Origin of the sequence: Mesorhizobium erdmanii USDA 3471 (assembly GCF_000472705.1) — a bacterium.
In the GTDB taxonomy this organism is placed as follows: domain Bacteria; phylum Pseudomonadota; class Alphaproteobacteria; order Rhizobiales; family Rhizobiaceae; genus Mesorhizobium; species Mesorhizobium erdmanii.
The window spans coordinates 59,562-84,534 of sequence record NZ_AXAE01000017.1; the positions used below are offsets into that span (position 1 = coordinate 59,562).

21 protein-coding genes, 1 tRNA gene and 1 pseudogene are annotated in these 24,973 nt (G+C 63.0%); 17 read left to right on the forward strand and 6 right to left on the reverse strand.

Features of this window, described 5'->3' with window-relative positions:
- Window positions 1–35: 35 nt before the first annotated feature.
- The 3 genes from A3AU_RS0114395 (at window position 36) to smc (ending at window position 4,959) form a co-directional block, all read left to right on the forward strand.
- Window positions 36–545 (forward strand): DUF721 domain-containing protein, encoded by a 510-nt coding sequence (locus A3AU_RS0114395; protein WP_027053468.1) that lies wholly within the window; start codon window positions 36–38, stop codon window positions 543–545.
- 154 nt (window positions 546–699) lie between these two features.
- Window positions 700–1,443, forward strand: a complete 744-nt coding sequence (locus A3AU_RS0114400) for a DsbA family protein (RefSeq protein ID WP_027053469.1) — start codon at window positions 700–702, stop codon at window positions 1,441–1,443.
- A gap of 57 nt (window positions 1,444–1,500) precedes the next feature.
- Entirely contained in the window at window positions 1,501–4,959 is a 3,459-nt protein-coding gene (smc, locus tag A3AU_RS0114405) for a chromosome segregation protein SMC (protein WP_027053470.1), read from the forward strand.
- A gap of 63 nt (window positions 4,960–5,022) precedes the next feature.
- Here smc and A3AU_RS0114410 read toward each other — a convergent pair.
- A tRNA-Gln gene (locus A3AU_RS0114410) sits at window positions 5,023–5,097 on the reverse strand.
- 226 nt (window positions 5,098–5,323) lie between these two features.
- The gene (locus tag A3AU_RS0114415) at window positions 5,324–5,668 is read right to left on the reverse strand and encodes a VOC family protein (protein WP_027053471.1); all 345 of its coding nucleotides are present in this window, start codon (window positions 5,666–5,668) and stop codon (window positions 5,324–5,326) included.
- Window positions 5,669–5,893: 225 nt separating this feature from the next.
- Between A3AU_RS0114415 and ppdK the strand changes: the two genes are divergently transcribed.
- From ppdK to A3AU_RS0114430, 3 genes are all read left to right on the forward strand, one after another.
- A complete protein-coding gene (gene ppdK / locus A3AU_RS0114420; RefSeq protein ID WP_027053472.1) occupies window positions 5,894–8,572 on the forward strand; it encodes a pyruvate, phosphate dikinase in 2,679 nt (892 codons plus the stop codon).
- 245 nt (window positions 8,573–8,817) lie between these two features.
- Complete coding sequence (locus tag A3AU_RS0114425) at window positions 8,818–9,918, forward strand: glycosyltransferase family 9 protein (protein ID WP_027053473.1); 1,101 nt, start codon at window positions 8,818–8,820, stop codon at window positions 9,916–9,918.
- Window positions 9,919–10,080: 162 nt separating this feature from the next.
- Window positions 10,081–10,821, forward strand: a complete 741-nt coding sequence (locus tag A3AU_RS0114430) for a polysaccharide deacetylase family protein (RefSeq protein WP_027053474.1) — start codon at window positions 10,081–10,083, stop codon at window positions 10,819–10,821.
- Window positions 10,822–10,846: 25 nt separating this feature from the next.
- On the opposite strand, the pseudogene A3AU_RS1000000136865 reads toward A3AU_RS0114430, so the two are convergent.
- Window positions 10,847–11,235 (reverse strand): annotated as a pseudogene (locus tag A3AU_RS1000000136865) (DUF427 domain-containing protein).
- Between the two features lie 254 nt (window positions 11,236–11,489).
- A complete protein-coding gene (locus A3AU_RS0114440) occupies window positions 11,490–11,846 on the reverse strand; it encodes a hypothetical protein (protein WP_027053475.1) in 357 nt (118 codons plus the stop codon).
- Between the two features lie 325 nt (window positions 11,847–12,171).
- Here A3AU_RS0114440 and A3AU_RS0114445 point away from each other — a divergent pair, with 325 nt between their 5' ends.
- Window positions 12,172–13,800, forward strand: a complete 1,629-nt coding sequence (locus tag A3AU_RS0114445) for a fatty-acid--CoA ligase (RefSeq protein WP_027053476.1) — start codon at window positions 12,172–12,174, stop codon at window positions 13,798–13,800.
- An 80-nt stretch (window positions 13,801–13,880) separates the two neighbouring features.
- Complete coding sequence (locus A3AU_RS0114450) at window positions 13,881–14,666, forward strand: DUF1499 domain-containing protein (RefSeq protein ID WP_027053477.1); 786 nt, start codon at window positions 13,881–13,883, stop codon at window positions 14,664–14,666.
- Window positions 14,667–14,737: 71 nt separating this feature from the next.
- Here the strand turns inward: A3AU_RS0114450 and A3AU_RS0114455 are convergent, their stop codons facing one another.
- Window positions 14,738–15,751, reverse strand: a complete 1,014-nt coding sequence (locus A3AU_RS0114455) for a LacI family DNA-binding transcriptional regulator (protein WP_245235486.1) — start codon at window positions 15,749–15,751, stop codon at window positions 14,738–14,740.
- A 198-nt stretch (window positions 15,752–15,949) separates the two neighbouring features.
- Here A3AU_RS0114455 and A3AU_RS0114460 point away from each other — a divergent pair, with 198 nt between their 5' ends.
- Genes A3AU_RS0114460 through A3AU_RS0114480 form a run of 5 tightly spaced genes read left to right on the forward strand, consistent with a single transcriptional unit; the run spans window position 15,950 to window position 20,672 of the window.
- Window positions 15,950–16,993, forward strand: a complete 1,044-nt coding sequence (locus A3AU_RS0114460; protein ID WP_027053479.1) for an ABC transporter substrate-binding protein — start codon at window positions 15,950–15,952, stop codon at window positions 16,991–16,993.
- Window positions 16,994–17,031: 38 nt separating this feature from the next.
- Window positions 17,032–18,069, forward strand: a complete 1,038-nt coding sequence (locus tag A3AU_RS0114465) for an ABC transporter ATP-binding protein (protein WP_027053480.1) — start codon at window positions 17,032–17,034, stop codon at window positions 18,067–18,069.
- Window positions 18,066–18,953 (forward strand): ABC transporter permease, encoded by an 888-nt coding sequence (locus A3AU_RS0114470; RefSeq protein WP_027053481.1) that lies wholly within the window; start codon window positions 18,066–18,068, stop codon window positions 18,951–18,953. Before A3AU_RS0114465 ends, A3AU_RS0114470 begins: the two co-directional genes overlap by 4 nt.
- Window positions 18,946–19,737 (forward strand): ABC transporter permease, encoded by a 792-nt coding sequence (locus A3AU_RS0114475; protein WP_027053482.1) that lies wholly within the window; start codon window positions 18,946–18,948, stop codon window positions 19,735–19,737. Before A3AU_RS0114470 ends, A3AU_RS0114475 begins: the two co-directional genes overlap by 8 nt.
- A 14-nt stretch (window positions 19,738–19,751) precedes the next feature.
- Window positions 19,752–20,672 carry a phosphorylase family protein gene (locus A3AU_RS0114480; RefSeq protein ID WP_027053483.1) on the forward strand — a complete coding sequence of 307 codons (921 nt, stop codon included), beginning with the start codon at window positions 19,752–19,754 and terminating at the stop codon, window positions 20,670–20,672.
- A 35-nt stretch (window positions 20,673–20,707) separates the two neighbouring features.
- Here A3AU_RS0114480 and A3AU_RS0114485 read toward each other — a convergent pair whose 3' ends face one another.
- On the reverse strand, window positions 20,708–21,616 hold the full coding sequence (locus A3AU_RS0114485; RefSeq protein ID WP_027053484.1) for an MBL fold metallo-hydrolase: 909 nt from the start codon (window positions 21,614–21,616) through the stop codon (window positions 20,708–20,710).
- Between the two features lie 115 nt (window positions 21,617–21,731).
- Between A3AU_RS0114485 and A3AU_RS0114490 the strand changes: the two genes are divergently transcribed.
- The 4 genes from A3AU_RS0114490 to rfbC all read left to right on the forward strand — a co-directional run bounded on the left by A3AU_RS0114490 (window position 21,732) and on the right by rfbC (window position 24,972).
- Window positions 21,732–22,322 carry a biotin transporter BioY gene (locus A3AU_RS0114490; protein WP_027053485.1) on the forward strand — a complete coding sequence of 197 codons (591 nt, stop codon included), beginning with the start codon at window positions 21,732–21,734 and terminating at the stop codon, window positions 22,320–22,322.
- A 64-nt stretch (window positions 22,323–22,386) separates the two neighbouring features.
- Window positions 22,387–23,436, forward strand: coding sequence for an NAD-dependent epimerase (locus tag A3AU_RS01000000135425; protein WP_032917384.1), 1,050 nt, complete (start codon window positions 22,387–22,389; stop codon window positions 23,434–23,436).
- A 99-nt stretch (window positions 23,437–23,535) separates the two neighbouring features.
- Window positions 23,536–24,417 carry a glucose-1-phosphate thymidylyltransferase RfbA gene (rfbA, locus tag A3AU_RS0114500; RefSeq protein WP_027053486.1) on the forward strand — a complete coding sequence of 294 codons (882 nt, stop codon included), beginning with the start codon at window positions 23,536–23,538 and terminating at the stop codon, window positions 24,415–24,417.
- Window positions 24,418–24,420: 3 nt separating this feature from the next.
- Complete coding sequence (gene rfbC / locus A3AU_RS0114505; RefSeq protein ID WP_027053487.1) at window positions 24,421–24,972, forward strand: dTDP-4-dehydrorhamnose 3,5-epimerase; 552 nt, start codon at window positions 24,421–24,423, stop codon at window positions 24,970–24,972.
- The last annotated feature ends 1 nt before the right edge of the window (window position 24,973 follow it).

The following is a 24,973-nucleotide window of genomic DNA, read 5'->3' on the forward strand; positions in this document are numbered from 1 at the left end:
CCGGTATCTGCTGGGGTCGTGGCTGGAGAACGTACATGGCAGGGAGAACGCCCTACGGCAATCCCGTCCCGGTGAGCGATCTTGCGACCAAAATCCTCGATCCGGTGCTGCGCAAGCGGGCAGGCATCTCGATTGGTCTTGTCCAATCCTGGGAAGAGATCGCCGGACCGCGGCTGGCCAGTCGATCGCGGCCCGAAAAAATCCAGTGGCCGCGCCGCCTGCATGAGGACGATCCGTTCGAGCCAGCGGTGCTCGTTATCGCCTGCGAGGGCATGGCGGCGCTTCATCTGCAACACGAGACCGGCGAGATCATCAACCGGGTCAACGCCTTCCTCGGCTTTACGGCGATAGGCCGCATCAGAATCGTGCAAAAACCGGTGACGACGGACAAAGGACAGCCTAAACCGACCTTCAGGCCCTTGACGGCGGTGGAGCAGAACAAGTTGTCCAGCACGGTCGAACGGATCGAGGATGACGGGCTGCGCGCCTCGCTGGAACGGCTTGGCGCAACCATTTTGGGTGAAAGAAAGTCGAAAACCCCTTGAAGACAGTCATCGATTTGTCGTCAACATCTCGCATTCGTGATCACATCGGTCAGGTTTCGCGATTGGATTGGGGATGGAGATGCCTTAATTCGCGCCAACTCTCGCCTTTTCGTGCCTTTGCATTGCAAAATTCAACCCTTGTCAGGTGATTCGTATGAACCGTCCTCCGTTCGGCAAAAGTCTGTCTCGCAGAAACGTCCTGTCTTCGCTGGCCGCCATCCCGGCGGTGGCCCTGCTCGCCGCCTGCAGCAACTCCGGCGAAGAGGCCAAGGCGGCGGATGTGAAGCCAGCTGATCCGGCCGCTCCCGCAAAGCCGGCCACCCCGGCTGCCGTTCAGGTTCCCGAGTCTCAGGGCAATGTCGACATGGCCGAACTGCTGAAGCCGGGCGCGCTGCCCGACAAGCAGCTCGGCAAGGACGATGCCAAGGTGACGATCGTCGAATACGCTTCGATGACCTGCCCGCACTGCGCGCATTTCGCCGAGACCACCTTCCCGGATCTGAAGACCAAGTACATCGACACCGGCAAGGCGCGCTATATCCTGCGCGAATTCCCGTTCGATCCGAGCGCGGAAGCCGGTTTCATGCTGGCGCGCTGCGCCAAGGATAACTATTTCCCGATGGTGGACGTGCTGTTCAGGCAGCAGGCGAACTGGGTTGGCGTGTCGAACACCAAGGATGCGCTGCTGCAAATCTCGAAGCTCGCCGGTTTTACACAGGAGTCGTTCGAGGCCTGCTTGACGGACCAGAAACTTCTGGACGATGTGAGATCGGTCCAGAAGCGCGGCGCCAATGAATTCAAGGTCGACTCGACACCGACCTTCTTCATCAACGGTAAGACCTACAAAGGGGCGATGTCGATTGAGGAAATGTCGGCCATCATCGACCCTCTGCTCTGACATCAGGTCAGCGCTGAAGCGGCAGCGCTTCGGCGCTCGCCTTTATGGGGCGCGTGAATGAAGTTTTCGCGCCTTCGTCTCCTCGGTTTCAAGTCCTTCGTCGAGCCCGGCGAGTTCGTCATCGAACGCGGCCTCACGGGTATTGTCGGGCCGAATGGCTGCGGCAAGTCGAACCTTGTCGAGGCGCTGCGTTGGGTGATGGGCGAAAGCTCCTACAAGAACATGCGCGCGTCCGGCATGGACGACGTCATCTTCTCCGGCTCGGGCACGCGGCCCGCCCGCAACACCGCCGAAGTCACGCTTTTCCTCGACAATACCGACCGTTCGGCGCCCGCCGCCTTCAACGACGCCGATGAGTTGCAGGTGTCGCGACGTATCGAGCGCGAGGCCGGCTCCCTCTATCGCATCAATGGCAAGGAAGCGCGCGCCAAGGACGTGCAGCTTCTGTTTGCCGACCAGTCGACCGGCGCGCGCTCGCCCTCGATGGTCGGGCAGGGCCGTATCGGCGAACTGATCCAGGCCAAGCCGCAGGCGCGCCGTGCGCTGCTCGAAGAGGCCGCCGGCATTTCAGGCCTGCACACCCGCCGCCACGAGGCGGAATTGCGGCTGAAAGCGGCAGAACAGAACCTCGAACGCCTGGACGACGTCGTCGGCGAACTGGAAAGCCAGATCGAAAGCCTGAAGCGCCAGGCGCGCCAGGCCTCCCGCTTCAAGAACCTCTCGGCCGATATCCGCAAGGCTGAGGCAACACTGCTGCATCTGCGCTGGACGCTGGCCAAGACGCAGGAAGGCGAGGCGCGCTCGGCGCTGGCGGTCGCCACGGCACTGGTCGGCGATCGCGCCTCCGCGCAGATGGCCGCCGCCAGGGAGCAAGGCATCGGCGCTCATCGCCTGCCGGACCTGCGTGACGCCGAAGCCGCCGCTGCGGCCGCCTTCCAGCGCCTGTCGATCGCCAAGTCGCAGATCGAGGAGGAGGCCGGCCGCATCCGCAATCGCCAGGCCGAAATCGAGCGCCGCTTGCAGCAACTCGACGGCGACATCGCCCGCGAGGAGCGGATGGTGCGTGACAATGCCGATGTTCTCGAACGGCTTCGCACCGAAGAAGCCGCGTTGAATTCCGAGAACGCCGGTGCGGCGGAACGCGAGGCCACCACCCGTGCGGCGTTCGAACAGGCGGCATCGACGCTTGCGCAAAGCGAAGCCAGGCTTGCCGCGCTGACCGCCGAACGGGCCGAGGCTGCCGCCTCGCGCCATCAGATCGAACGCACGCTGCGTGAAACCGCCGAGCGCCGCGACCGTTTTGCCCGGCAGCTCGCCGAGGTCGACCGCGAATTGTCGGACATCCTCTCCAAGGTCGCCGGCCTGCCGGATCCGGCCGAAAAGCGTGTTCTGGTCGAACAGGCCATGGCGTTGCTGGAAGAGGCCGAGGGCGCCGTGGCGCAGGCCGAGCAGTCGGTCATCGATGCCCGCGCCACCGAAAGCGCTGCCCGTCCGCCGCTTCAGGATGCCAAAGCCGAACTGGCGGGCATCGAGACGGAAGCCCGCACCCTGGCCAAGATCCTCAACGCCGCCAGCGGCGATCTCTTCCCTTCGGTGCTCGAGCAGATCAGTGTCGAGCGCGGCTTCGAGACGGCGCTGGGGGCCGCCCTTGGCGAAGATCTCGACGTGCCGCTCGACCGCAGCGCCCCGGCGCATTGGGGCGAAAGCCAGATCCAGCCGGGCGACGCGGCGCTGCCGGAGGGCATCAAGAGCCTTGCCAACGTGGTTCGTGCCCCGGCGCAGCTTGCCCGCCGCCTGGCGCAGATCGGCATTGTCGATGCTTCCGACGGCCGCCGGTTGCAGGCGCTGCTTGCGCCGGGCCAGCGTCTGGTCAGCCGCGAAGGCGCGCTGTGGCGCTGGGACGGTCTGATCGCCAGCGCCGATGCGCCGACCGCCGCGGCACAGAGGCTGGCGCAGAAGAACCGGCTTGCCGAACTCGATGCCGAGGCGGTTCAGGCGACACTTGTCCTGCGCCAGGCCGAGGAGGCGCTGGCACAGGCGGAGCAAGCGCTTCGCCAGGCGAGCGAGGCCGAACGCAGCACGCGCCAGGCCGGACGCGACGCCCAGCATCGGCTGGACGCCGCCCGCAACGCGCTGGCCGAAGCCGAAAAGGCCGGCGGCGAACTGGCGAGCCGCCGCGCCGCCCTGGATGAAGCACGCGCGCGCATCGTCGACAGCCATGAGGAGACCTCGGCGGCTTTCGTCGAGGCCGAAATGCTGCTGCAGGACGCGCCCGATCTCGGCGACCTGCAATTGCAGCTCGAACAGTCCTCGGCCAATGTCTCGCGCGACCGCGCCACGCTGGCCGACGCGCGGGCCGTCCATGAAGGGCTGCGGCGCGAAGCGGAGGCACGCATACGCCGGCTCGATGCCATTGGCGCCGAACGCAGCAACTGGCTGGTGCGGGCCGAAAACGCCTCGACGCAGATCGCCTCGCTCGGTGAACGCAAGGCCGAGGCCGAGGCCGAGCGTGAACGGCTGGCCGATGCGCCCGACGAGATCGACGCCAAGCGGCGGGCATTGCTGTCGCAGCTCACCGAGGCCGAGACCTTGCGCAAGGCGGCCGCCGATCGCCTGCAGGAAGCGGAGAACAAGCAGGCCGAGTTCGACAAATTGGCCACCGGCGCCATCCAGTCGCTAGCCGAGGCGCGCGAGACCCGGGTGCGCGCCGAAGAGCGGCTGACGGCGGCCGACGAGCGCCGGCTGGAGGTCGAGGCGCGCATCCAGGAAACGCTGAACACGCCGCCGCATCTGGTCATCCGTCACACCGGCCTTGAAGCCGACGATCCGATGCCCGAGATGGCCGAGATTGAACGCCAGCTCGACCGGCTGAAGATCGAGCGCGAACGGCTCGGCGCCGTCAATCTGCGCGCCGAGGAAGAGCAGAAGGAGCTGTCCGACCGGCTGGAGGCGATCGTCTCCGAGCGCGAGGACATCATCGAGGCGATCCGCAAGCTGCGGCAGGCGATCCAGAGCTTGAACCGTGAGGGCCGCGAGCGGCTTCTCGCCGCCTTCGATGTCGTCAACAGCCATTTCCAGCGGCTGTTCTCGCATCTGTTCGGTGGCGGCACGGCGGAATTGCAGCTGATCGAATCGGAGGATCCGCTCGAGGCTGGCCTGGAAATCCTCGCCCGCCCGCCCGGCAAGAAGCCGCAGACGATGACGCTGCTCTCGGGCGGCGAGCAGGCATTGACGGCGATGTCACTGATCTTCGCGGTGTTCCTGACCAATCCGGCGCCGATCTGCGTGCTCGACGAAGTCGACGCGCCGCTCGACGACCACAATGTCGAGCGCTTCTGCAATCTCATGGACGAGATGGCCAAGACGACCGAGACGCGCTTCGTCATCATCACCCACAACCCGATCACCATGGCCCGCATGGACCGGCTGTTCGGCGTGACCATGGCCGAGCAGGGTGTTAGCCAGCTCGTCTCGGTCGATCTGCAGGCGGCAGAGGCGATGCGCGAGGCGAGCTGAAGCGACCGGGCCGGTCCACTCCAATAAGCGATGCCTTCGCGGCACGATCCAGTAGGAAGATATTGGCTGGGGCGCCAGGATTCGAACCTGGGAATGTCGGTACCAAAAACCGATGCCTTACCACTTGGCGACGCCCCAATAGCCATTAGAGCGACGTGCGTCCACTTGGACGCAAAAAGTACGCTCTAACACTAACAATCTTTGCACTGGCCCGAAAATCGATCTCGATTTCGGGCCGGTGCGATCGAGTCGCTTGTGCGGCGCGTTCTTAGCAGAGCAGCCGAAAAGCACAATGCTTATGAGCGACGACAAGAACGCCCAAATCGGGCAATCCACAGATGCCGCCAGACCCGACCGGGGCGGGCTATTCACCCCAGACGGCCAACTCATTGCCGGCCGGATCGGTGAAGTGGAAGCGCCGGCCGCCGGGGAACAGGAAGATTGGCTTGACAATCGTGCCGCCGCTCGTCTCGACCGCTGCTAGCGTTTCTTCCAGATCCTGGGAATAGAGCACCGGCAGCGGCTTGGCCGGTGCTTCCGCGGCATCGGCCTGAAAACCGCCGTCCAGGCCTTCGGCAAAGGCCGAATAGGTCGGCCCGTAATCGGTGAACGACCAGGCAAAGGCGGCACTGTAGAAAGCTTTCAACCGGTCCAGCGTGCCGCCGGTGGCGGGCATTTCCAGATAGTCGAGTTTTCCAGTCAGTTTCATGGGACACCTATTTGTTCTGCTTATGTTCTATTCGCTGAGCCGTGACGTGGCAAGTCTTTTTGCCGCATGTCCGGGCAGGCCTTTTTCTTAATCGATTGTAGCGGCAGCACGGCTTTGCCGGCGCTTGCCTTTCGCACTGCAGCATCTTATCGCTCCAAAGTCGAACACGGGCGGAGCTTTCCATTTCGCCAATCTTTCCAATCTCCTGCAACCGGAGAGCAAAGCATGACCAAATGGGTTTTCACCTTTGGCGATGGTGCGGCGGAAGGCCGTGCCGGCGACAAGAATCTGCTGGGCGGCAAGGGCGCCAATCTCGCCGAGATGTGCAGCCTGGGCCTGCCGGTGCCGCCGGGCTTCACCATCACCACCGAGGTCTGCAACGCTTATTACGCCAACGGCCGCGCCTATCCGGCGGGGCTCGAAGCCGATGTCGCCGTGGCGCTCGACCATATCGGCCGAATCACGGGCCGCCGCTTCGGCGATCCGTCGAAATTGCTTCTGGTGTCGGTGCGCTCCGGCGCCCGCGCCTCGATGCCAGGGATGATGGACACAGTGCTCAATCTTGGCCTCAACGACGAGACGGTGGAGGCGCTGGCCGCTGATTCCGGCGATCCGCGCTTTGCCTATGACAGCTACCGCCGTTTCATCCAGATGTATTCGGACGTCGTCATGGGCCTCGACCACGAGGTGTTCGAGGAGATCCTGGAGGACCAGAAGGCTAGCCTCGGCCATGAACTCGACACCGAACTGACCGCCATGGAATGGCAAGGCGTGATCGCGCTCTACAAGGCCAAGGTCGAGGAGGAGCTCGGCAGGCCGTTCCCGCAGGATCCGCAAGAGCAGCTTTGGGGTGCCATCGGCGCCGTGTTCTCGAGCTGGATGAACAATCGCGCCATCACTTATCGGCGCCTGCACGATATCCCCGAAAGCTGGGGCACGGCGGTCAACGTCCAGGCCATGGTGTTCGGCAATATGGGCGAGACCTCGGCCACCGGCGTCGCCTTCACCCGCAACCCGTCGACAGGCGAAAAGCAGCTCTATGGCGAGTTCCTGGTCAACGCGCAGGGCGAGGATGTCGTGGCCGGCATCCGCACGCCGCAGAACATCACAGAGGCCGCCCGCATCGCCGCCGGCTCCGACAAGCCGTCGCTGCAGAAGCTGATGCCCGACGCCTTCCAGTCTTTCGTCACCATCTCCGACAGCCTCGAAAAGCACTACCGCGACATGCAGGACCTCGAATTCACCATCGAGCGCGGCAAATTGTGGATGCTGCAGACCCGCTCCGGCAAGCGCACCGCCAAGGCGGCGCTGAAGATTGCCGTCGAGATGGCCAGGGACGGCTTGATCACGAAGGAGGAAGCCGTCGCCCGCATCGACCCCGCCTCGCTCGACCAGTTGCTGCACCCGACAATCGACCCGAAAGCGGCGCGCGACGTCATCGGCGTCGGCCTGCCGGCGTCGCCGGGCGCCGCCACCGGCGAGATCGTGTTTTCCTCCGGCGATGCCGAGGATATCAAGGCGCAAGGCCGCAAGGCGATCCTGGTGCGCATCGAAACCAGCCCCGAAGACATCCACGGCATGCATGCGGCCGAAGGCATCCTGACGACGCGCGGCGGCATGACCAGCCACGCCGCCGTGGTCGCGCGCGGCATGGGCAAGCCTTGCGTTTCGGGCGCCGGCTCGCTGCGCGTCGACTACAAGGCCGGCACGCTGCTCTCGATGGGGCAGACCTTCCGCAAGGGTGACATCATCACCATCGATGGCGGCAACGGCCAGGTGCTGAAGGGCGCCGTGGCGATGCTGCAGCCCGAACTGTCGGGCGACTTCGCCGCCATCATGGAATGGGCCGACGCGGTGCGGCGCATGAAGGTGCGCACCAATGCCGAAACGCCGCTCGACGCTCGCATGGCGCGCTCCTTCGGCGCCGAAGGCATCGGGCTTTGCCGCACCGAGCACATGTTCTTCGACGGCGCCCGCATCGTCGCCATGCGCGAGATGATCCTCGCCGACACCGAGAAGGACCGGCGCGCCGCTCTTGCCAAGCTTCTGCCCATGCAGCGCTCGGATTTCCTGGAACTGTTCGAGATCATGGCCGGCCTGCCGGTGACGATCCGGCTGCTCGATCCGCCACTGCATGAATTCCTGCCCAAGACCGAGGCCGAAATCGCCGAGGTAGCGGCGGTCATGAACGTGTCGCCTGACAAGCTCCGGCAGCGCACCGAGGCACTGCACGAATTCAACCCGATGCTCGGCCATCGCGGTTGCCGGCTGGCCGTCTCCTATCCCGAGATCGCCGAGATGCAGGCGCGCGCCATTTTCGAGGCCGCGGTCGAAGCCGGCAAGAAAGCCGGCGCGTTGGTGGTGCCCGAGATCATGGTGCCGCTGGTCGGCCTGGTGAAGGAGCTTGATTACGTCAAGGCGCGCATCGATGCGGTCGCCAAGAGTGTCATGGACGAGAGCGGCGTCAAGATCGATTATCTGACCGGAACCATGATCGAGCTGCCACGAGCGGCGATACGCGCCCATGTCATCGCCGCTACTGCCGAGTTCTTCTCCTTCGGCACCAACGATCTCACCCAGACCACTTTCGGCATCTCGCGCGACGATGCGGCCTCGTTCCTGGAGACCTACCGCCAGAAGGGCATCATCGAGCAGGATCCATTCGTCTCGCTCGACATTGAGGGCGTTGGCGAACTGGTGCGCATGGCCGCGCAAAAGGGCAGGGCGACCCGGCCCGACATCAAGCTCGGCATCTGCGGCGAACATGGTGGCGATCCCGCGTCGATCCGTTTCTGCGAGGAGGTCGGGCTAGACTATGTGTCGTGTTCGCCGTATCGCGTGCCGATCGCCAGGCTGGCTGCGGCGCAGGCAGCGGTACAGGCGGCGAAGGCCGGCAAGGGATAGGACGCAATGCATGTCGCCCGAAGTGAGTTCGATCCATTGAGTTCGATTCTGGGTCAACGGCGTGCATGCAAACAAGGACCTGAAGCGCGTGCATGAACCGGTTTCAATGCGACGCGTTTTAGCCTGCGCGAAAGCTTACGGTTTCGTATGTAAACTCACGCGAACGTGCTGAAGGCACTGCGTAATCTCGACATTGTTCCTGACCAATTTGCTGAAGTCCCGCCAACTGTCCCCGGAAGCACAAGTTGCAGATCTCTCCCGCGCCGTTCCATTCGATCCTGGTCATTCAAACGAAGTTCATAGGCGATATCGTTCTTGCGTCGACGCTCGCCAGGAACCTGCAACTCGAATTCCCCGGCGCCAGGATCGTGTTTCTTTGCGAGGCTCGTTTCGAGAGTTTTGTACTGGCGCATGGCATCGCTTCCGAAGTGGTTGCGTTCAGGCGGTCCCGCATCCGCGGCACCCCGCTGCAGCGTGGAAAAGAACTCTATGCAATGGTGCGAGCCCTGCGCCGCTTCCGCTTCGATTTGACGATCGACCTGACCGATTCAAAGACCTCGCGCTTCGTCAGCGGGCTCGTCAACGCGAAGACACGCGTCGGTTACAATCCTCCCGAGAGGCCACTGAAGCGGCTGGAGCGGCAGCCCGCCAATGTCTTTGCCAAACCGCTGGGATTTGGCGGCCAGCATTTCATCTATCGCTATCTGTCGCCCCTTGAAGCGCTCGGCATCGATCTGCGCGTGACGATGCCCGGCATCCAGCCGCTGCCATCAGAGACGATGAAAGCCCTGGCGCTTCTGGCCAAGCATCATCTCACGCCAAACCGGTTCGTCGCCGTGCATGCGGGCGCGAGTTTCGAGGGCCGGCAGTGGCAGCCGGAACGGTTTGCCGAGGCGATTGACGAGATTGCAGCCGACACTGGACTGGCCGTTGCGCTGGTGGGCGGGCCGGACGAACGCGAGACCGCCGCGCGCATCATCGCCAGCACGGCGGCGCCAGTTGTCGATCTTGTCGGCACAATGTCGCTCGAGACCCTGCTGGCCGCCCTTGAACAGGCGCGGCTGTTTCTCGGCAATGAGAGCGGCCCGATGCATATGGCCGCCGCCGCGGGCACGCCGGTCGTCGGGCTTTTCGGCCTGACGCATCCGGCGCGCTGGGGGCCGGTCGGCGTGCCCAGCATCGCGCTTCGGCCGTCAATGCCGTGCGACTGCGTCGCCAAGGGCCTGTGCCGCCCAACCGATCCCAGCAAGGCCTGCTGCGTCTGGCGCCTGGAGGTGAAGCCAGTCGTTGAAGCCGCGCGCGAACTCCTCGCGCGCACCGAGATGAAGCCGGAGCGCGCCGTCTGAACGGCAATCGAGGCCGAATGGTGCATTCACCAGGCGGGCGGTCAAATTGCCGCGCCAGGCACTTTTCTGCTATCCACCAACCCGATTTCCGCCTTCATGCGGGTCTTGGGATACCGGCTTGAAATCGCCGGTCACGAATTCGCCCTGTCAGGAATTGGTTTGATGCGTCTGCTGCAAAGACATCTCTGCATGATCGCCATGTCGCTGGTGGCGATATCCAGTGCCCAGGCCGCGCCGCTGGTCGAACCCACGCTGCACATCAAGCCCGCGGCAAGCGGGGCCGGCCACGTTGCGCTCACGCTCGATGCCTGCGGCGGACAGACCGACACACGCATTCTCTCGGCGCTGGTGGAAAACAAGATCCCTGCCACCATTTTCGTTACCGGTATCTGGCTGAAGCGCAATGCCGCGGCCGTCGAGATCATGCGGGCGCATCCCGATCTTTTCGAACTGGAGAATCACGGCGGACGCCATGTTCCGGCGGTCGACACGCCGCGCAAGATCTATGGCATACGCAGCGCCGGCAGTCCGGAGGCAGTGCAGGCTGAGGTCGAGTCGGGGGCCGCGGCGCTAGCCAGGACCGGCGGGCCGGCACCGAAATGGTTCCGAGGCGCTACCGCCGAGTACAGTCCCTCGGCAATCGCGATGATCCGCAAGCTCGGCTTCAAGGTTGCCGGCTTCTCGATCAATGGCGATGGCGGCTCGCTGCTCGGCGCCAGGGAAACCGCCAGGCGCATCTCCGCCGCCAAGGACGGTGACGTTATCATCTCACACATCAACCAGCCGACGCATGCCGCCGGCGAGGGCGTGGTGCAGGGCCTGTTGGCGCTGAAGGAAAAAGGCATGACCTTCGTGCGCCTCGACGACGCCGACGGCTTCGGCAACAACGGCACCACCGATTGAGGGTGGCGCCGTCTAGCTGAAGCGTTCAGCCCGGCGTGGCTTCGATCGTCACCTTGCTGGCGTAGAACGCGCCGTGGTCGCGGATTTCGGTCATTTCGTCGAAAGGCCGCTCGTAAGCCACATTGCATTCTGGCCGGCTTCGCCGGCCGCCGGCACGCTCCAATAGCTGGCGTCGCCCTTGTAGGGGCAATGGGTCGAGTGCTGCGTGCTGCTCAGCTTTGTGAAGTCGATGTCGGCGAACGGAATATAGAAAGCGGCGGCATAGGGAGCCTCCGTCAGCACCTTGGCCTTGGTGGATGACGCGATGACCGCATCGCCGGCGCGCACGGTGACGGTGCCGACATAGGGCTCGATGGTGATGATCTTGTCGGGATTGCGCTGGAAGCCGGGGGCCGGGTTGGCGATCTTGTCCATGCTGGTTCTCCTTTGCCTGGCCTCTAAAGTGTGGCGGGCATGGCTGTTCCGCAAGGTCCATGCGCATCACGAAAACAGGCGCCAATCGCCGTGGCATGGCGCCAGCGCAATTCCAGGAAAAGTTTGAGCGGTCTTCCTGGGAGAAGCGCACAGCACTTCCCCCTTGGGAATTGCGTGAAAACAAAGAGTTAGAACGGATCGCCGTTCCGTGAAACGGTGAAATGTTCCAAGCGCTTTCGCGTGTCAGCCCAGGCTCAGGCGGCGGTTTTGAATGCGTCCATCAGTCCGGCATAGGCGGCGGCGATGCCCGCCAACGGGTTGCTGCTTCTGGAGACAGTCTCGACTTTCAGCGAGCCACCGCCGGTCGGCAAGGTCAACAGCAGGAACTGGCGATTGCCGCCGGCGCCGACGGATGCGGCCGCGACATGTTGGCCTTCGCCTTCGTTCTTGACGCACATCTTGAACAGCAGCGTGCCGCCGACCGCCTCGAGCGCGCCGCCGACAACTTCGACAAATTCGTCTTCGGAAACAGTCTTCTCGTCCGGCACCAGATCGGCCAGACTTTCGGCCAGTGTGCTCTCCAGCGCCTTGTCGTCGAGCTGCGCGTCCATGCGAACCTCTTTCAGTCGCCAATCGCACCCCTTTGCCCGTTAACGAAACTTAACGCCGACGATGGCCGGATTGTGGCGGATTTCCCGGTCATTTCACCGGGCAGGACATTCCCGCCATCATGATGGCTTTGGCCATCCTGCCATTTCGGTGGCACGAGGGATCGGGCGGGCGAGTTCCAAAACATGCCAGAATTCAATCGCTTGCCGTTGCGGCACCGGCTCCGAAAATTCGTGCCCCGCGCGTGCGGGTGGCTGGACAATCCGCCCGTTCGCTTCACAATGCGCCAAAGCTACGACGCAAAATGCGCGAGAGAGGAGGAACGGAATGCTGGGCCTGATGCAGGAATGGCCGCTGCTGTGCCACAAGCTTATCGACAACGCCGAACGGCAGCACGGGGTGCGCGAGATCGTGTCGCGCTCGATCGAGGGACCGATCGTGCGCACCACCTATGCCGACATCCATCGTCGTTCTCTTAAGGTCGCCCAGCGGCTGGAGCGCGACGGGTTTGGCTTGGGCGACCGCATCGCCACGCTGGCCTGGAACACGGCGCGCCACATCGAGGCCTGGTACGGCATCATGGGCATCGGCGCGATCTATCACACGCTCAACCCGCGACTGTTTCCCGAGCAGATCGTCTGGATCATGAACCATGCCGAGGACAAGGCCGTCTTCGTCGACCTCACCTTCATACCGCTGCTGGAAAAGATCGCCGGTGCCGTCAAGTCGCTGAAGAAGGTGATCGTCCTGACCGACAAGGCGCGCATGCCGCAAACGTCCTTGCCCAATGCCGTCGCCTATGAGCCCTGGCTTGACGAGGTCGATGGCGATTTCGCCTGGAAGACCTTCGACGAAGGCACCGCCGCCGGCATGTGCTACACATCGGGCACGACAGGCGATCCCAAGGGCGTCGTTTACAGCCACCGTTCGAACGTGCTCCACGCCATGATCGCCGCCATGCCGGACGCGATGGGCCTGTCGTCGCGCGACACGATCCTGCCGGTTGTGCCGATGTTCCATGCCAATGCCTGGGGTCTTGGCCAGAGCGGCCCGATGATCGGCGCCAAGCTGGTCATGCCCGGCTGCAAGATGGACGGCGCCTCGATCTATGAACTGCTCGACACCGAGAAGGTGACGTTCAGCGCCGCCGTGCCGACCGTCTGGATGATGCTGCTGCAATATCTGGAGGAAACCGGCAGGAAGCTTCCCTATCTGAACAAGGTCGTCATCGGCGGTTCTGCCTGTCCGCGCGCGATCATGACGAGGTTCCAGGACGAGTACGGCGTCGAGGTCATCCATGCCTGGGGCATGACTGAAATGTCGCCGCTCGGCACGTTGTGCACGTTGAAGCCGGAATATGCCGGTCTGCAGGGCGAGGCCCGGCTCGATGTCCAGCAGAAGCAGGGCTATCCGCCCTTCGGCGTCGAAATGAAGGTGACCGATGACGACAACAATGCGCAACCCTGGGACGGCAAGACCTTTGGCCGTTTGAAGGTGCGTGGACCGGCCGTTGCTCGCGCCTATTATGGCGGTGTCGGCGCGGAGCAGTTCGATGAGGACGGCTGGTTCGACACCGGGGACGTCGCTCACATCGACGCCGGCGGCTATATGCAGATAACCGACCGGGCCAAGGACGTCATCAAGTCCGGCGGCGAATGGATTTCGACCATTGACCTGGAGAATCTGGCCGTCGGCCATCCGGACGTTGCGGAAGCGGCGGCCATCGGCGTCCATCACTCCAAATGGGGCGAGCGGCCCTTGCTGGTCGTCGTCGCCAAGCCGGGCAAGGAGCCGACCAAGGCGGATATTCTCGGTTTCATGGACGGCAAGGTGGCCAAGTGGTGGATGCCCGACGATGTCGCTTTCGTCGGCGAAATACCGCATACCGCCACCGGCAAGATCCAGAAGATCACCCTGCGCCAGCAGTTCAGGGACTACCGCTTGCCGACGGATTGACGGGATATTGCGTGTTTCGGCTTCAAGCCGCCGCGAAAAGGCACTAAATCTCCGTCCGGGTTGGGGCAGCGCAGAGAACAATGATTAGCATTCCCGAACGGCGAACGTCGAAGGCTGCCGGCTGGTCGCGGCGCACGGCCGCATTTTCAATGGTGCTTTTGCTGACCGACTTCGTCGGCCATCGCTTCGATCTCGTCGAAACGCCGGTGTTCCTGTGGGTTTTGAGCATTGTCGCGCTGCTGGCGGCGCTGGCGCTGCTGTTTGCCGCCTTCGCCTTTTCGAGGCTGTGGAAATTCGGCGATCGCGGCGGCCGCGACCTGACTGTCGGCGCCTTGCTGGCACTGCTGGTGCTGGTCCCCTATGGCGTTGCCGCCTACTGGGCGACGATCTATCCGCCGCTCAGGGACATCTCGACCGATTTCGACGATCCGCCCGCGCTCGACGTCGGCGACCGGACAAAGGACATGAATGTGCTTGTCCCATCCACGCCAGGCGAACAGCGGCTGCAGAGCGACAGCTATCCGCTGGTCACCGCGCGCAGCTACGACCTGCCATTCGAGACCATCGTCAATGCCGTCGAAACCGTGCTCGACCGGCGCGGTTGGGAGCTGTCCGAACCCTATCCCGACCCTGCCGGGCAAAGCGCTGTAACCATCACCGCTGTCGCCAAGGGTTTCGTGCTCGGCCTTCCGGCCGATGTGGCGATCCGCGTAACGGACGACGGCGATACGGTGATCGTCGACATGCGGTCGGCTTCGCGTTACGGCCGCTACGATCTTGGCGACAATGCCCAGCGCATCACCGATTTTCTGGCGGAACTGGATCAGGAGGTCGCCGGTCAGGTGGGTGCGGCGCCTGCCGAGTGAAGTCCAGAACATCTTGCGGCCAGGCGGATTCGCGCAGTGCCGCACGAATGTGGCTTCTATCTGCGAGCGGACTACTCGGCCGGCTCGAACCTGCCTTGCAGCAAGATCGTCGCGACCGGACCAAGCGGATTGGCGATCCGGCTCTCGAGGACCGCGATTAGTTTGTGCCCGACATCTGCCATGTCCACGGAATGAACGTCGATGTTCGCCGGCAGGAAACGCGCCAGACGCGTATTGTCACGGGTGACGATGTGAACGTCGCGGCCCGGCACCAGACCCCGTCTGCCGAGAGCGTGTAACGCGCCAAGAAGGCCCAGTTCGTTGGCGCATGCCAGGCCTGTCGGAGGATCTGACGACGCCAGCAGGCGATCGAACCAGGCCGCGCTCGATTCCATTGTGAACGTGCCGTCACCGATCAGCGATTGGTCGATCGGGATACCGGCCTCGGCCATTGCCCTTCTATAGCCGGCGAGACGCGTGGCGCTCGCCTGATCCTTCTGCACGAGAAGTTGTAGAGCAATGCGTCGACATCCCTTGTCCATGAGCCGCCGGGTCGCCTCATAGGCGATCTGTTCATTGTCGATATCGACATAAGGATAGGCGATGTCCAGGTCGGTTCTTCCAAACGCGACGAACGGTATGCCCTGATCCAGCAGCAGCTTGACGCGCGGATCGCCCGAGACCATGCGCGTGATGATCAGACCGTCCGCGCTGTGCGCCTGAAGCAGGCGCTGCACGCTTTCGACGGGATCGTCGTCGGGCGTGGTGGAATAGATGGACAGACTATAGCCCGCTTGCCGCGCCGCCAGTGTCAGTCCTTCGATCAAAGGAAGCTTCGCCAGATCCGACAGGTAGTCGCGTGTTTCCATCGGCAGCACCGCCGTCAGCGTCAGGGTCTGTCCGGTTTTCAGCGCGCGGCCGTGATGGTTCGGGACATAGCCGACCCGCTTCGCCACCTCCTTGACGCGCGCCACGGTCGAGGGATGCACCTCCGGCCCGTCCTTCAACGCGCGTGATACCGTGGTCACCGAAAGGGAAAGTTCCGCCGCGATCTGTTTTAGATTGGCCATGTCGCCCGACTTCATTTGCGAAAGCGCCGGCTGATTTGCTTGGCATCGTAACGTTACCGGATTCGACCCGAGGGTCAAATCCGCGCTCGCCGAAACTGACCGAGTCCGCCTGAAAGCAGCTTGACTCTGAGGCATTTCGCGGTAATCGTAACGTTACGATTTTAAAAAAAGCCCACATAAGGCGATATTTCGAAGAATCCTGGAGGAGAACACATGTCACGGTTACTACGCATTTCGCTGGCGGCGATCGCAGTCTCGGCCGCCGTGCCCGTCTATGCCCAATCAGTCACCATCACGACCGCGGGCGGCGATTATGGCAACGCCATGAAGGAGGCGATGTGGGCGCCTGCCGCAAAGGAACTTGGCTATGATGTTCGCGAGGAGACGCAGAGCGATGGCCTTGCCGCTTTGAAGATGCAGGTCACCGCGGGTGCGGTCACCACCGACATCATCCACCTTGGCTCGCCGGAAGGCGCGCAGGCGGCCGCCCAGTCGCTGCTGGAGCCGCTTGATTACAAGATCATCGATCCCAACTCCGTGCCGGCCGGCGCAAAGTCCGATTACTGCTATCCGTTCGACTCTTATGGCACCGTCATGTCGTGGAGCACCAAGACCTATGGCGAGAATCCACCAAAGACCTGGGCGGAGTTCTGGGACGTTGCCAAATTCCCGGGCCGTCGCGCGCTGCGCGCCAACGCGCAGGACCTGATCGAGATCGCGCTTCTCTCCGACGGCGTGGCGCCGGCGGACGTCTATCCCACGCTCAGCACGCCCGAGGGCCTGGCGCGCGCCATCAAGCGGCTTGAGGCGATCAAACCCAATGTCTCCGTGTGGTGGACCTCCGGAGCGCAGTCGGCGCAATTGCTGAAGGACGGCGAGGCGGATCTGGTCGTTACCTGGAATGGGCGAGCCCAGACGGTGAAGGCGGACGGCGGCTCGGTTGACTACACATTCAAAGGTTCCGTCATCGGCACGGACTGCCTTGGGGTGCCGAAGGGAGCGCCGAACAAGGAAGCGGCCATGAAGCTCATCGCGGCAATGACGCAGCCCGCACGGGTGGCGAAGCTAACCGACTTCATCGCCTATGGTCCGGTCAATCCTGCCGGCTATGAGGGTGGTCTTATCCCTCAAGATCGCCTGAAAACCCTGGCGACGGCGCCTGAAAACGTTGGCACCTCGGTGTTTTCGAACGCTGACTGGTGGGTTAAGAACGGCGAGGCCGCTCAAAAAGCCTTCGATGAAATGATGGGTCGCTGAGTCTATGGTGCATCAGCGCTAGACGTTCGAGCCTCACCATGAAGTCGCTCCCGATCATCATCGACAGCGTGCGCAAGACCTATGGATCTTACGTCGCGCTGGACGATGTATCGCTCGACATTCGGGCTGGCGAATTCTTGACGCTGCTGGGGCCATCCGGGTCGGGCAAGACCACTTTGCTCATGGCTCTGGCCGGGTTTGTCCGTCCCGATTCCGGCAAGCTTCTGTTGGGGGATCGGGACATCACCCGCCTGGCCCCCAACAAGCGCGACATCGGCATCGTATTCCAGAACTATGCCTTGTTTCCTCATATGAGCGTCCTGGCGAATGTCGAGTATCCGTTGGCGCTGCGTAAGACGCCGAAAGCGGAGGCTCGGCAGCGGGCGCTTGACACCTTGGCCCGCGTGAAGCTGGAAGGTCTGTCGGAGCGCAACATTGCCGCGCTGTCCGGCGGCCAGCGCCAGCGGGTGGCGCTGGCGCGGGCCATCGTCTTCGAACCGCGCGTGATGTTGATGGACGAGCCGCTGTCGGCGCTCGACAGGAATCTGCGCGAAACCATGCAGTACGAGATTAGGCGTCTGCACGATGATCTGGGGATAACCACGATCTATGTGACGCATGACCAGCGCGAGGCGCTGACCATGTCCGACCGGGTTGCGGTGATGAATTCCGGCCGCATCCAGCAGATCGACACGCCGCAGCGAATTTATGATCGTCCGTCGACCCGCTTCGTCGCGCAGTTCATGGGCGAGGCCAACATTCTGGCCCCGGGCTTGGTGCGCACAATCGACGGCGGCGATGCATCTCACGAGACCCTGATGATCCGCGCGGAAAACTTCCACCTGGATGCCAGGCTCGCCGGGCCCGACGCAGTGGCGCTCGAAGGAATGCTGCGCGCCAAGGCGTTTCGCGGCGAGAACTGGCTTTTGACGCTGGCCCCTCACGGTGGGCAGGAAGTTCTTGTCTGCATTCCGTCGGCACTCGCCGGCGGCTGCGCCGAGCTTGCCACCGGCCAGCGGGTGACCGTGTATGCATCGGCAGCGAAAGCTCACGCCATACCGGGAGCCATGGCGTGACCATCGCCGCCGATCCTGCGCTCGCCGCCGGTGCGCGAAGTGAACGGCGGTTCTTCCTTGCGCTTTCGCTACCGGCGCTTGTCATCGTCGGACTGGCGGCGATACTGCCCATCCTCTGGATTATCCGGCAATCCTTCCTGACCACAGGGGGTGAGTACACTGTCGGCAACTACGAGAAGGTGCTTTCGAGTGGACTGACATGGTCGGCACTCATAACAACCGTTGAGCTGTCCCTGGGGACGCTGGCGTTCTGCATCCTTCTAGGCACCCCCCTGGCGCTCGCTCTGGCCAGCGTCAGGCCAAGGGTGGCCAATTTGCTGATGGCTTTCGTCATGCTGCCGCTGTGGACCTCCATTCTGGTGCGCACCTATGGCTGGCTGGTGCTGTTGCGGCGCGATGGCCTGATCAACGCGGCTTTGACGGGCTCGGGGCTGACAGCGGAACCGTTGCCCCTGGTCTACAACTTCACGGGAACGCTGATCGGCATGGTCCACTACATGCTGCCGCTCTTTCTGCTGCCCGTTTATGCCGCGATGCGCGATATCGACGCAAACCTTGTTCGCGCATCGGCGAGCATGGGAGCGACGCTCGGGCAGGTGATCCGCACCGTCATTCTGCCGCTTTCGGCCGGCGGCATCTTCTCGGGTTCGATGATCGTTTTCATCTACACCATAGGTTTTTTCATCACGCCGGCGGTGCTGGGCGGCGGCAAGGTAAATCCTCTTTCCATCCGGATCGAGCGCACGCTGTCGACCTTTCAGGACTGGGGTTCGGCGAGCGTCCTGGGCATTCTGCTGCTCGTTCTCATGGCGCTTGTCGGTGCGATGTTCCTGGTGGCGCGGCGACTGGTGGCGCGCAACAAAGTCGGTGCGGCCCATGCTTGAAGCCTATCCGGACAACAGGCTGGCCCGCATCTTGCTGTGGGGCTTTTCCGCACTCGCAATGGCGTTCTTGATGCTGCCGACGCTGGTGGTCGTGCCACTCTCCTTTTCGGCGTCCGATCTTCTCGAATTTCCGCCGCGCGCATACTCGCTGCGCTGGTACGAGAATTTCTTCGGTTCGGCGACATGGATGGCCGGACTGAGGACGAGCCTGATCCTTGGGACGTTGACAGCGATGGTCGCGGTGCCTTTAGGGCTGCTGGCCTGCATCTCGATGAACCGGCTCGGCGGAAAGACCGCCTCAGCCATTCAAGGTGTTCTGCTCGCCCCCTCCATCGTGCCGGGAATCCTGCTTGCGATCGGCCTCTTCTTCGTGCTGGCGGCGCAAGGCCTGGTCGGAACGCTGTTCGGCGTGCTGGTCGGACATGTGGTGCTGGCCATTCCGGTCGTGTGCATCGTGCTGTTGCCTGCCGTGGCCCGCTTCGACTGGAACCAAGTCCAGGCGGCGCGCAGCCTTGGCGCGGACTGGGCGAGGGCCATCGGCGGAATAATCGTCCCGCAACTTCAAATCAGCCTGTTGTCGGCGACATTGATGGCCTTCCTGACGTCGCTCGACGAGTCCGTCATTTCGATCTTCGTCGCCAGTGGTCGCAACAGCACCCTGCCGAAGCTCATGTTCCTGTCGCTACGTGATCAGATCGATCCGACCATCGCGGCGATCTCGACATTGTGGACCGCCATCGTCGTAATCGTCGTCCTGATCGTGACCCTTCGCCAAAAATCCTGACCGAGACTGGAAACATGCCTGCCCATCATCATGCAACCGCCGAACTGACGGATCAACCCACGGACATACCCCAGGTGGGGTTGGCGATCATCACCGGGTCGGCAAACTGGGGGCTTGCCTTCCCGGAAGATGTCCAGGTCGATGGCGTGCGCACCTTGCAGCGCGACATGAGTTTTGAAACGCCTTTCGGCCGCACCGACAACTGGAAGCTGCTCGAGTTCGATGCGTCGATTACCGCCGAAGGCAAAACAAAACGCGCCTTGTGCATGTATTCGCACGGCAATCCCCGCGACCATATCGATCATTCCTGCCATCGCCGCGCATTCTGGGTGCTGATGCGGGCGGGTGTCCGACAGGTCCTGTCCTGCTCGACCGTTGGCGCCGTCAACAAGGCCATCAAGCCCGGCGACATGGTGGTGAACGCCGATATTATCGAACTGACGCAGACACCTTTTTCGCTGCTTCCTGGCCGCCAGAGCTTCGACTGCTCGGGCAAGCAGATCGTATGTCCAAGATGCGCGGCGGTTTTGGTCGAAACCGCCCGCCGTCATTGGCCAGCCGAATGCCGTGTTCACGGCATCGAACAGCAGTTGGTCGCCGCCCACTGTTACGGGCCGCGGCTTACGACCCCGGCCGAGGCCCTGGCGTTCCGCAGCATGGGGGCGGATGTGCTCAACCATTCGATCGCCCCCGAAGCCACCTTGTCGCGAGAGATCGGCGCGTGTTTCGTGCCTTGCGCGTTCGTGACGGCAGGTTTCAACGACTATATGGACCGCAACCGCCAGCAATTGCTTCAGGAGGACGTGTTGCCGAACTTGTCCATGACCGCCTCGCGGGTCGCGCTGGAAACCGCCGCACGACTCCCTGCCAATCCGGAATGTTCTTGCCAGGGTTTGAAGTCGCCTCAACCAGAAGAACGGTCCAGCCGGTTCTGAGGCAGGGTAGTGCAAGGTCGTGGCGAGGTCTTGGATTAGCCAGCCGGCGTGAAAATGCCGTCGATGGCAGGGGCGGCGTCGGTCGACACCAGGCCGCGCGCCACCAGATCCTCGAGATGGGCAAGCACCGACAGTCCGGCGGCGCCATGCAACTGCGGATCGGTGTCGCGATAGATTGCCTTGACCATGTCGGCAACCGTCCGGTCGCCGGCTCTGACCCGCTCCAGTATGGCCCGCTCCCGCATCTTGCGATGCGTCTTCAACCCGCGCATGAAAGCGCGCGGCTTCGTCACCGGTCCGCCATGCCCAGGCAGCAGCAGGTGGTCGTCGCGCTCGATCAGTCTGTCCAGCGATGCCATGTAATCGGCCATGGCCCCGTCCGGAGGTGCCACGATGGAAGTCGCCCACGCCATGACATGATCGGCCGAAAACAGGATGCCGGTTCCGTCCAGCGCGAACACTGCGTGGTTGGCGGTGTGACCGGGGGTGAGAACCGCGCGGATCGCCCAGCCGTCGCCGGCGGTCAGCGCACCGTCCGGCAGGGCGATGTCGGGAACGAAAGCGGTATCGGCGCTGGCGTCGAGCGCATTGGTCTCGCCGATATGCAACGGCCTTGCCGGCCTGTGCGGCCCCTCCGCCATCACCGTGGCGCCGGTGCGTTCTTTCAGCCGGGCCGCCAGCGGAGAATGGTCGCGATGCGTGTGGCTGACGAAGATATGGCTGACCGGCCTGCCGGCGATGACGTCGAGCAAGGTCTTAAGATGTGCCTCGTCGTCCGGACCGGGATCGATCACCGCCAGCGTGTCGCGCCCGACGACATAGCTGTTGGTGCCATGAAAAGTGAAGGGGCTCGGGTTTCGGACCGTGACGCGCTGCACGTCCGGTGCCACGTTGACGCCCTGGCCGTAATGCGGATCGAAACTGGTATCGAATTTGAGAGCCATATCGGCACATTGTTCCCGGAACGGCAAAACCGATTGCCGCATAGCACGCAAGCCAATATAGGAAAACGCTGAGACCGCGATTATCGGATCGCGACAGATCGGATTGGGGAAGACCATGGCAACCGCAACGACGATGCGCCCGCTTATTTCTCTGGCTTTGCCGCAAGAAGGCGCGGCGCGACTGGCAACGCAGCTTTTCCTGGCGATCGCCGGGACGCTGCTCTTGACCCTGTCGGCGAAGACCAAGGTCGTGCTGGGCCCCGTCGATATCTCGATGCAGACGCTCGCCGTCCTGCTGATCGCCGCCGCCTTCGGCATGCGCCTCGGCGTCGCCACGCTGCTGCTCTACATGGCGGAGGGCGCGATGGGCTTCCCGGTCTTCCAGGGTACGCCGGAGAAGGCCATCGGCATCGCCTATATGCTTGGCTCGACTGGCGGCTACCTCGCCGGCTTCGTCGTCATGGCGGCAATTGTCGGTTGGGCCGCCGATCGCGGCTGGGATCGCCACCCGATCAAGCTTTTCAACGCGATGCTGGTTGCCGAAGTGCTGATGATGGCGATGGGTTTTGCCTGGCTTGCGCTGCTCATCGGTCCGGAAAAGTCCTGGCAGTTCGGCGTCGTGCCGTTCATCGTCGGCGACCTGATCAAGGTTGCGCTGGCGGCAAGCCTCGTGCCAGCCGTGTGGTCGCTGCTGAAGCGTTCCTGAGGTCCGCGGGAAGCCTGGCGTGCCGTAGACGTCAGGGGTCCATTCGCGAGGGCGGGCGTTTCCGATGAAGGTTCTGGTCACCGGCGCCGCCGGCTTCATAGGCTATCACGTCGCCAGGCGGCTCCTGGAGCGGGGCGACGAGGTTGTCGGCGTCGACAGCGTCAACGACTACTACGATCCGGCGATCAAGCAGGCGCGGCTGCGCCTGCTTGCCGAGGCCAGCCGAAGCAGCAATTCCGGCTATCATTTCATCCACGGCGATCTTGCCGACAGAGGCATCGTGGACGGCTGCTTCGCAGACCATTCCTTCGACCGGGTGATCCATCTCGCCGCCCAGGCCGGGGTGCGCTACAGCCTGGAAAACCCGCGCGCTTATGTCGAAAGCAACATCGTCGCTTTCACCAACATGCTGGAGGCCTGCCGCGGCAGCGGCATGGCGCACCTGACCTATGCCAGCACATCGAGCGTCTACGGCGCCAACACCGACATGCCGTTTTCCGAGCACCGCCCGGCCGATCATCCGCTGCAGTTCTATGCCGCGACCAAGCGCGCCAACGAACTGATGGCGCACAGCTACAGCCATCTGTTCGGGCTGCCGACCACAGGCTTGCGTTTCTTCACCGTGTACGGCCCTTGGGGGCGTCCCGACATGGCGCTGTTCCTGTTCACCAGGAGCATCCTGGCGGGCGAGCCGATCAAGCTCTTCAACAATGGCAACCACACACGCGACTTCACCTATGTCGATGACATCGCCGAAGGCGTGATCCGGACCAGCGACAGTCCTGCCGCCGGCAACCCGGCCTGGGATTCCGGCCATCCGGATCCGGCCACGAGCAGGGCGCCCTGGCGCATCTTCAACATCGGCAACAACAACCCGGTGAAGCTGACCGCCTATGTCCAGGCGCTGGAAAACGCGCTTGGTCGCAAGGCCGTCATCGAGTTCTTGCCGCTGCAGGCCGGCGACGTGCCGGACACCTTCGCCGACACTTCGGCTTTGCAGGAGGCCGTCGGCTATCGCCCCGGAACGTCGGTGCCGGACGGGGTAGGGCGGTTCGTCGAGTGGTACCAGGCGTATTTCGACGGCACTAACCAGGCCTTGTCCCAGCGCGAATAGGCCGGTCGTTTGCCGAGCGCCGCGATTGACAAGCCGGTGCATGGAACCTAAGCACAGACACTCAGGGCCGGGGGGCTTTGGCATGTCAAGGAGAGCTTCTTGAAGGGAATTATCCTTGCTGGAGGCAGTGGAACGCGTCTGTATCCACTGACATTAGCAGTCTCTAAGCAAATCCTCCCGATATACGACAAGCCGATGATCTATTATCCGCTGAGCGTACTGATGCTCGCGGGAATCCGTGAAATTCTGATCGTTTCGACACCGCGTGATCTGCCGGCTTTTCGTGATTTACTCGGCGACGGGTCGGAATTCGGGCTGGCGTTGTCCTACGCCGAGCAGCCGCATCCCAATGGTCTTGCGGAAGCTTTCATTATCGGCCGGGATTTCATCGGCAAGGACAGCGTCTCGATGATTCTTGGCGACAACATCTATTTCGGTGACGGCCTGTCGCAGCTCTGCCGCACCGCGGCTGCGAGCGACACGGGCGCCTCGGTGTTCGCCTACCATGTCGAGGATCCCGAGCGCTATGGTGTCGTGTCCTTCGACAAGGCAACCGGGACCGCGCTGACGATCGAGGAAAAGCCGCAGAAGCCGAAGTCGAACTGGGCTGTCACCGGTCTCTATTTCTATGACAATGAGGTCGTCGATATCGCCTCGACGATCCGCCCCTCGGCGCGCGGCGAGCTTGAGATCACGGCGGTCAACAATGTCTATCTCGAGCGCGGCAAGCTGCAGGTGCACCGTTTGGGTCGTGGCTATGCCTGGCTCGACACCGGCACACATGACAGTTTGCACGAAGCCTCTTCGTTCGTGCGCACGATCGAACATCGGCAGGGCATCAAGGTCGCCTGCCCCGAGGAGATCGCCTTCGAGCAGGGCTGGCGGACGGCGGAGCAAGTGCTGCAACGCGCAACTCGGTTGGGCAAAAATGAATATGCCGCCTACCTGCGGCGGCGGGTCACCGATCTGTCGGAGGGCTAAGTTTTGGAGATCAGGTCCCTCGGCATCGATGGCGTGCTGGAAATCGTTCCGAAGCGACATGGCGATGCACGCGGTTTCTTCATGGAAACCTACAATGCCGAGCGGTTTTCGCAGGCGGGCATAGACTTGGTTTTCGTCCAGGACAATCATTCCTATTCCGCGACGGCAGGCGTCTTGCGAGGGCTTCACTATCAACTCGAGCCGCGAGCCCAGGACAAGCTGCTGCGCGTCATTCGCGGCAGTATCCTCGACGTAGCGGTCGATATCCGGCGTGGTTCGAGAACCTTCGGGAGGTGGGTGGCCTGCGAGATTTCGGCCGAAAAGGGCAATCAGATTCTGGTGCCAAAGGGTTTCGCGCATGGCTTTGTGACGCTCGTGCCCGATACCGAGGTTCTCTACAAGGTGACCGACACCTATTCGCCCGAGCATGATCGGTCTGTCCGCTTCGATGATCCCGCCATAGGCATCGAATGGCCTTCAGTGACTGGCGGGTTCCAGCTTTCGGACAAGGACCTCAAGGCGCCGATGCTTGCCGATGCGCAAGTGTTTGCCTGAT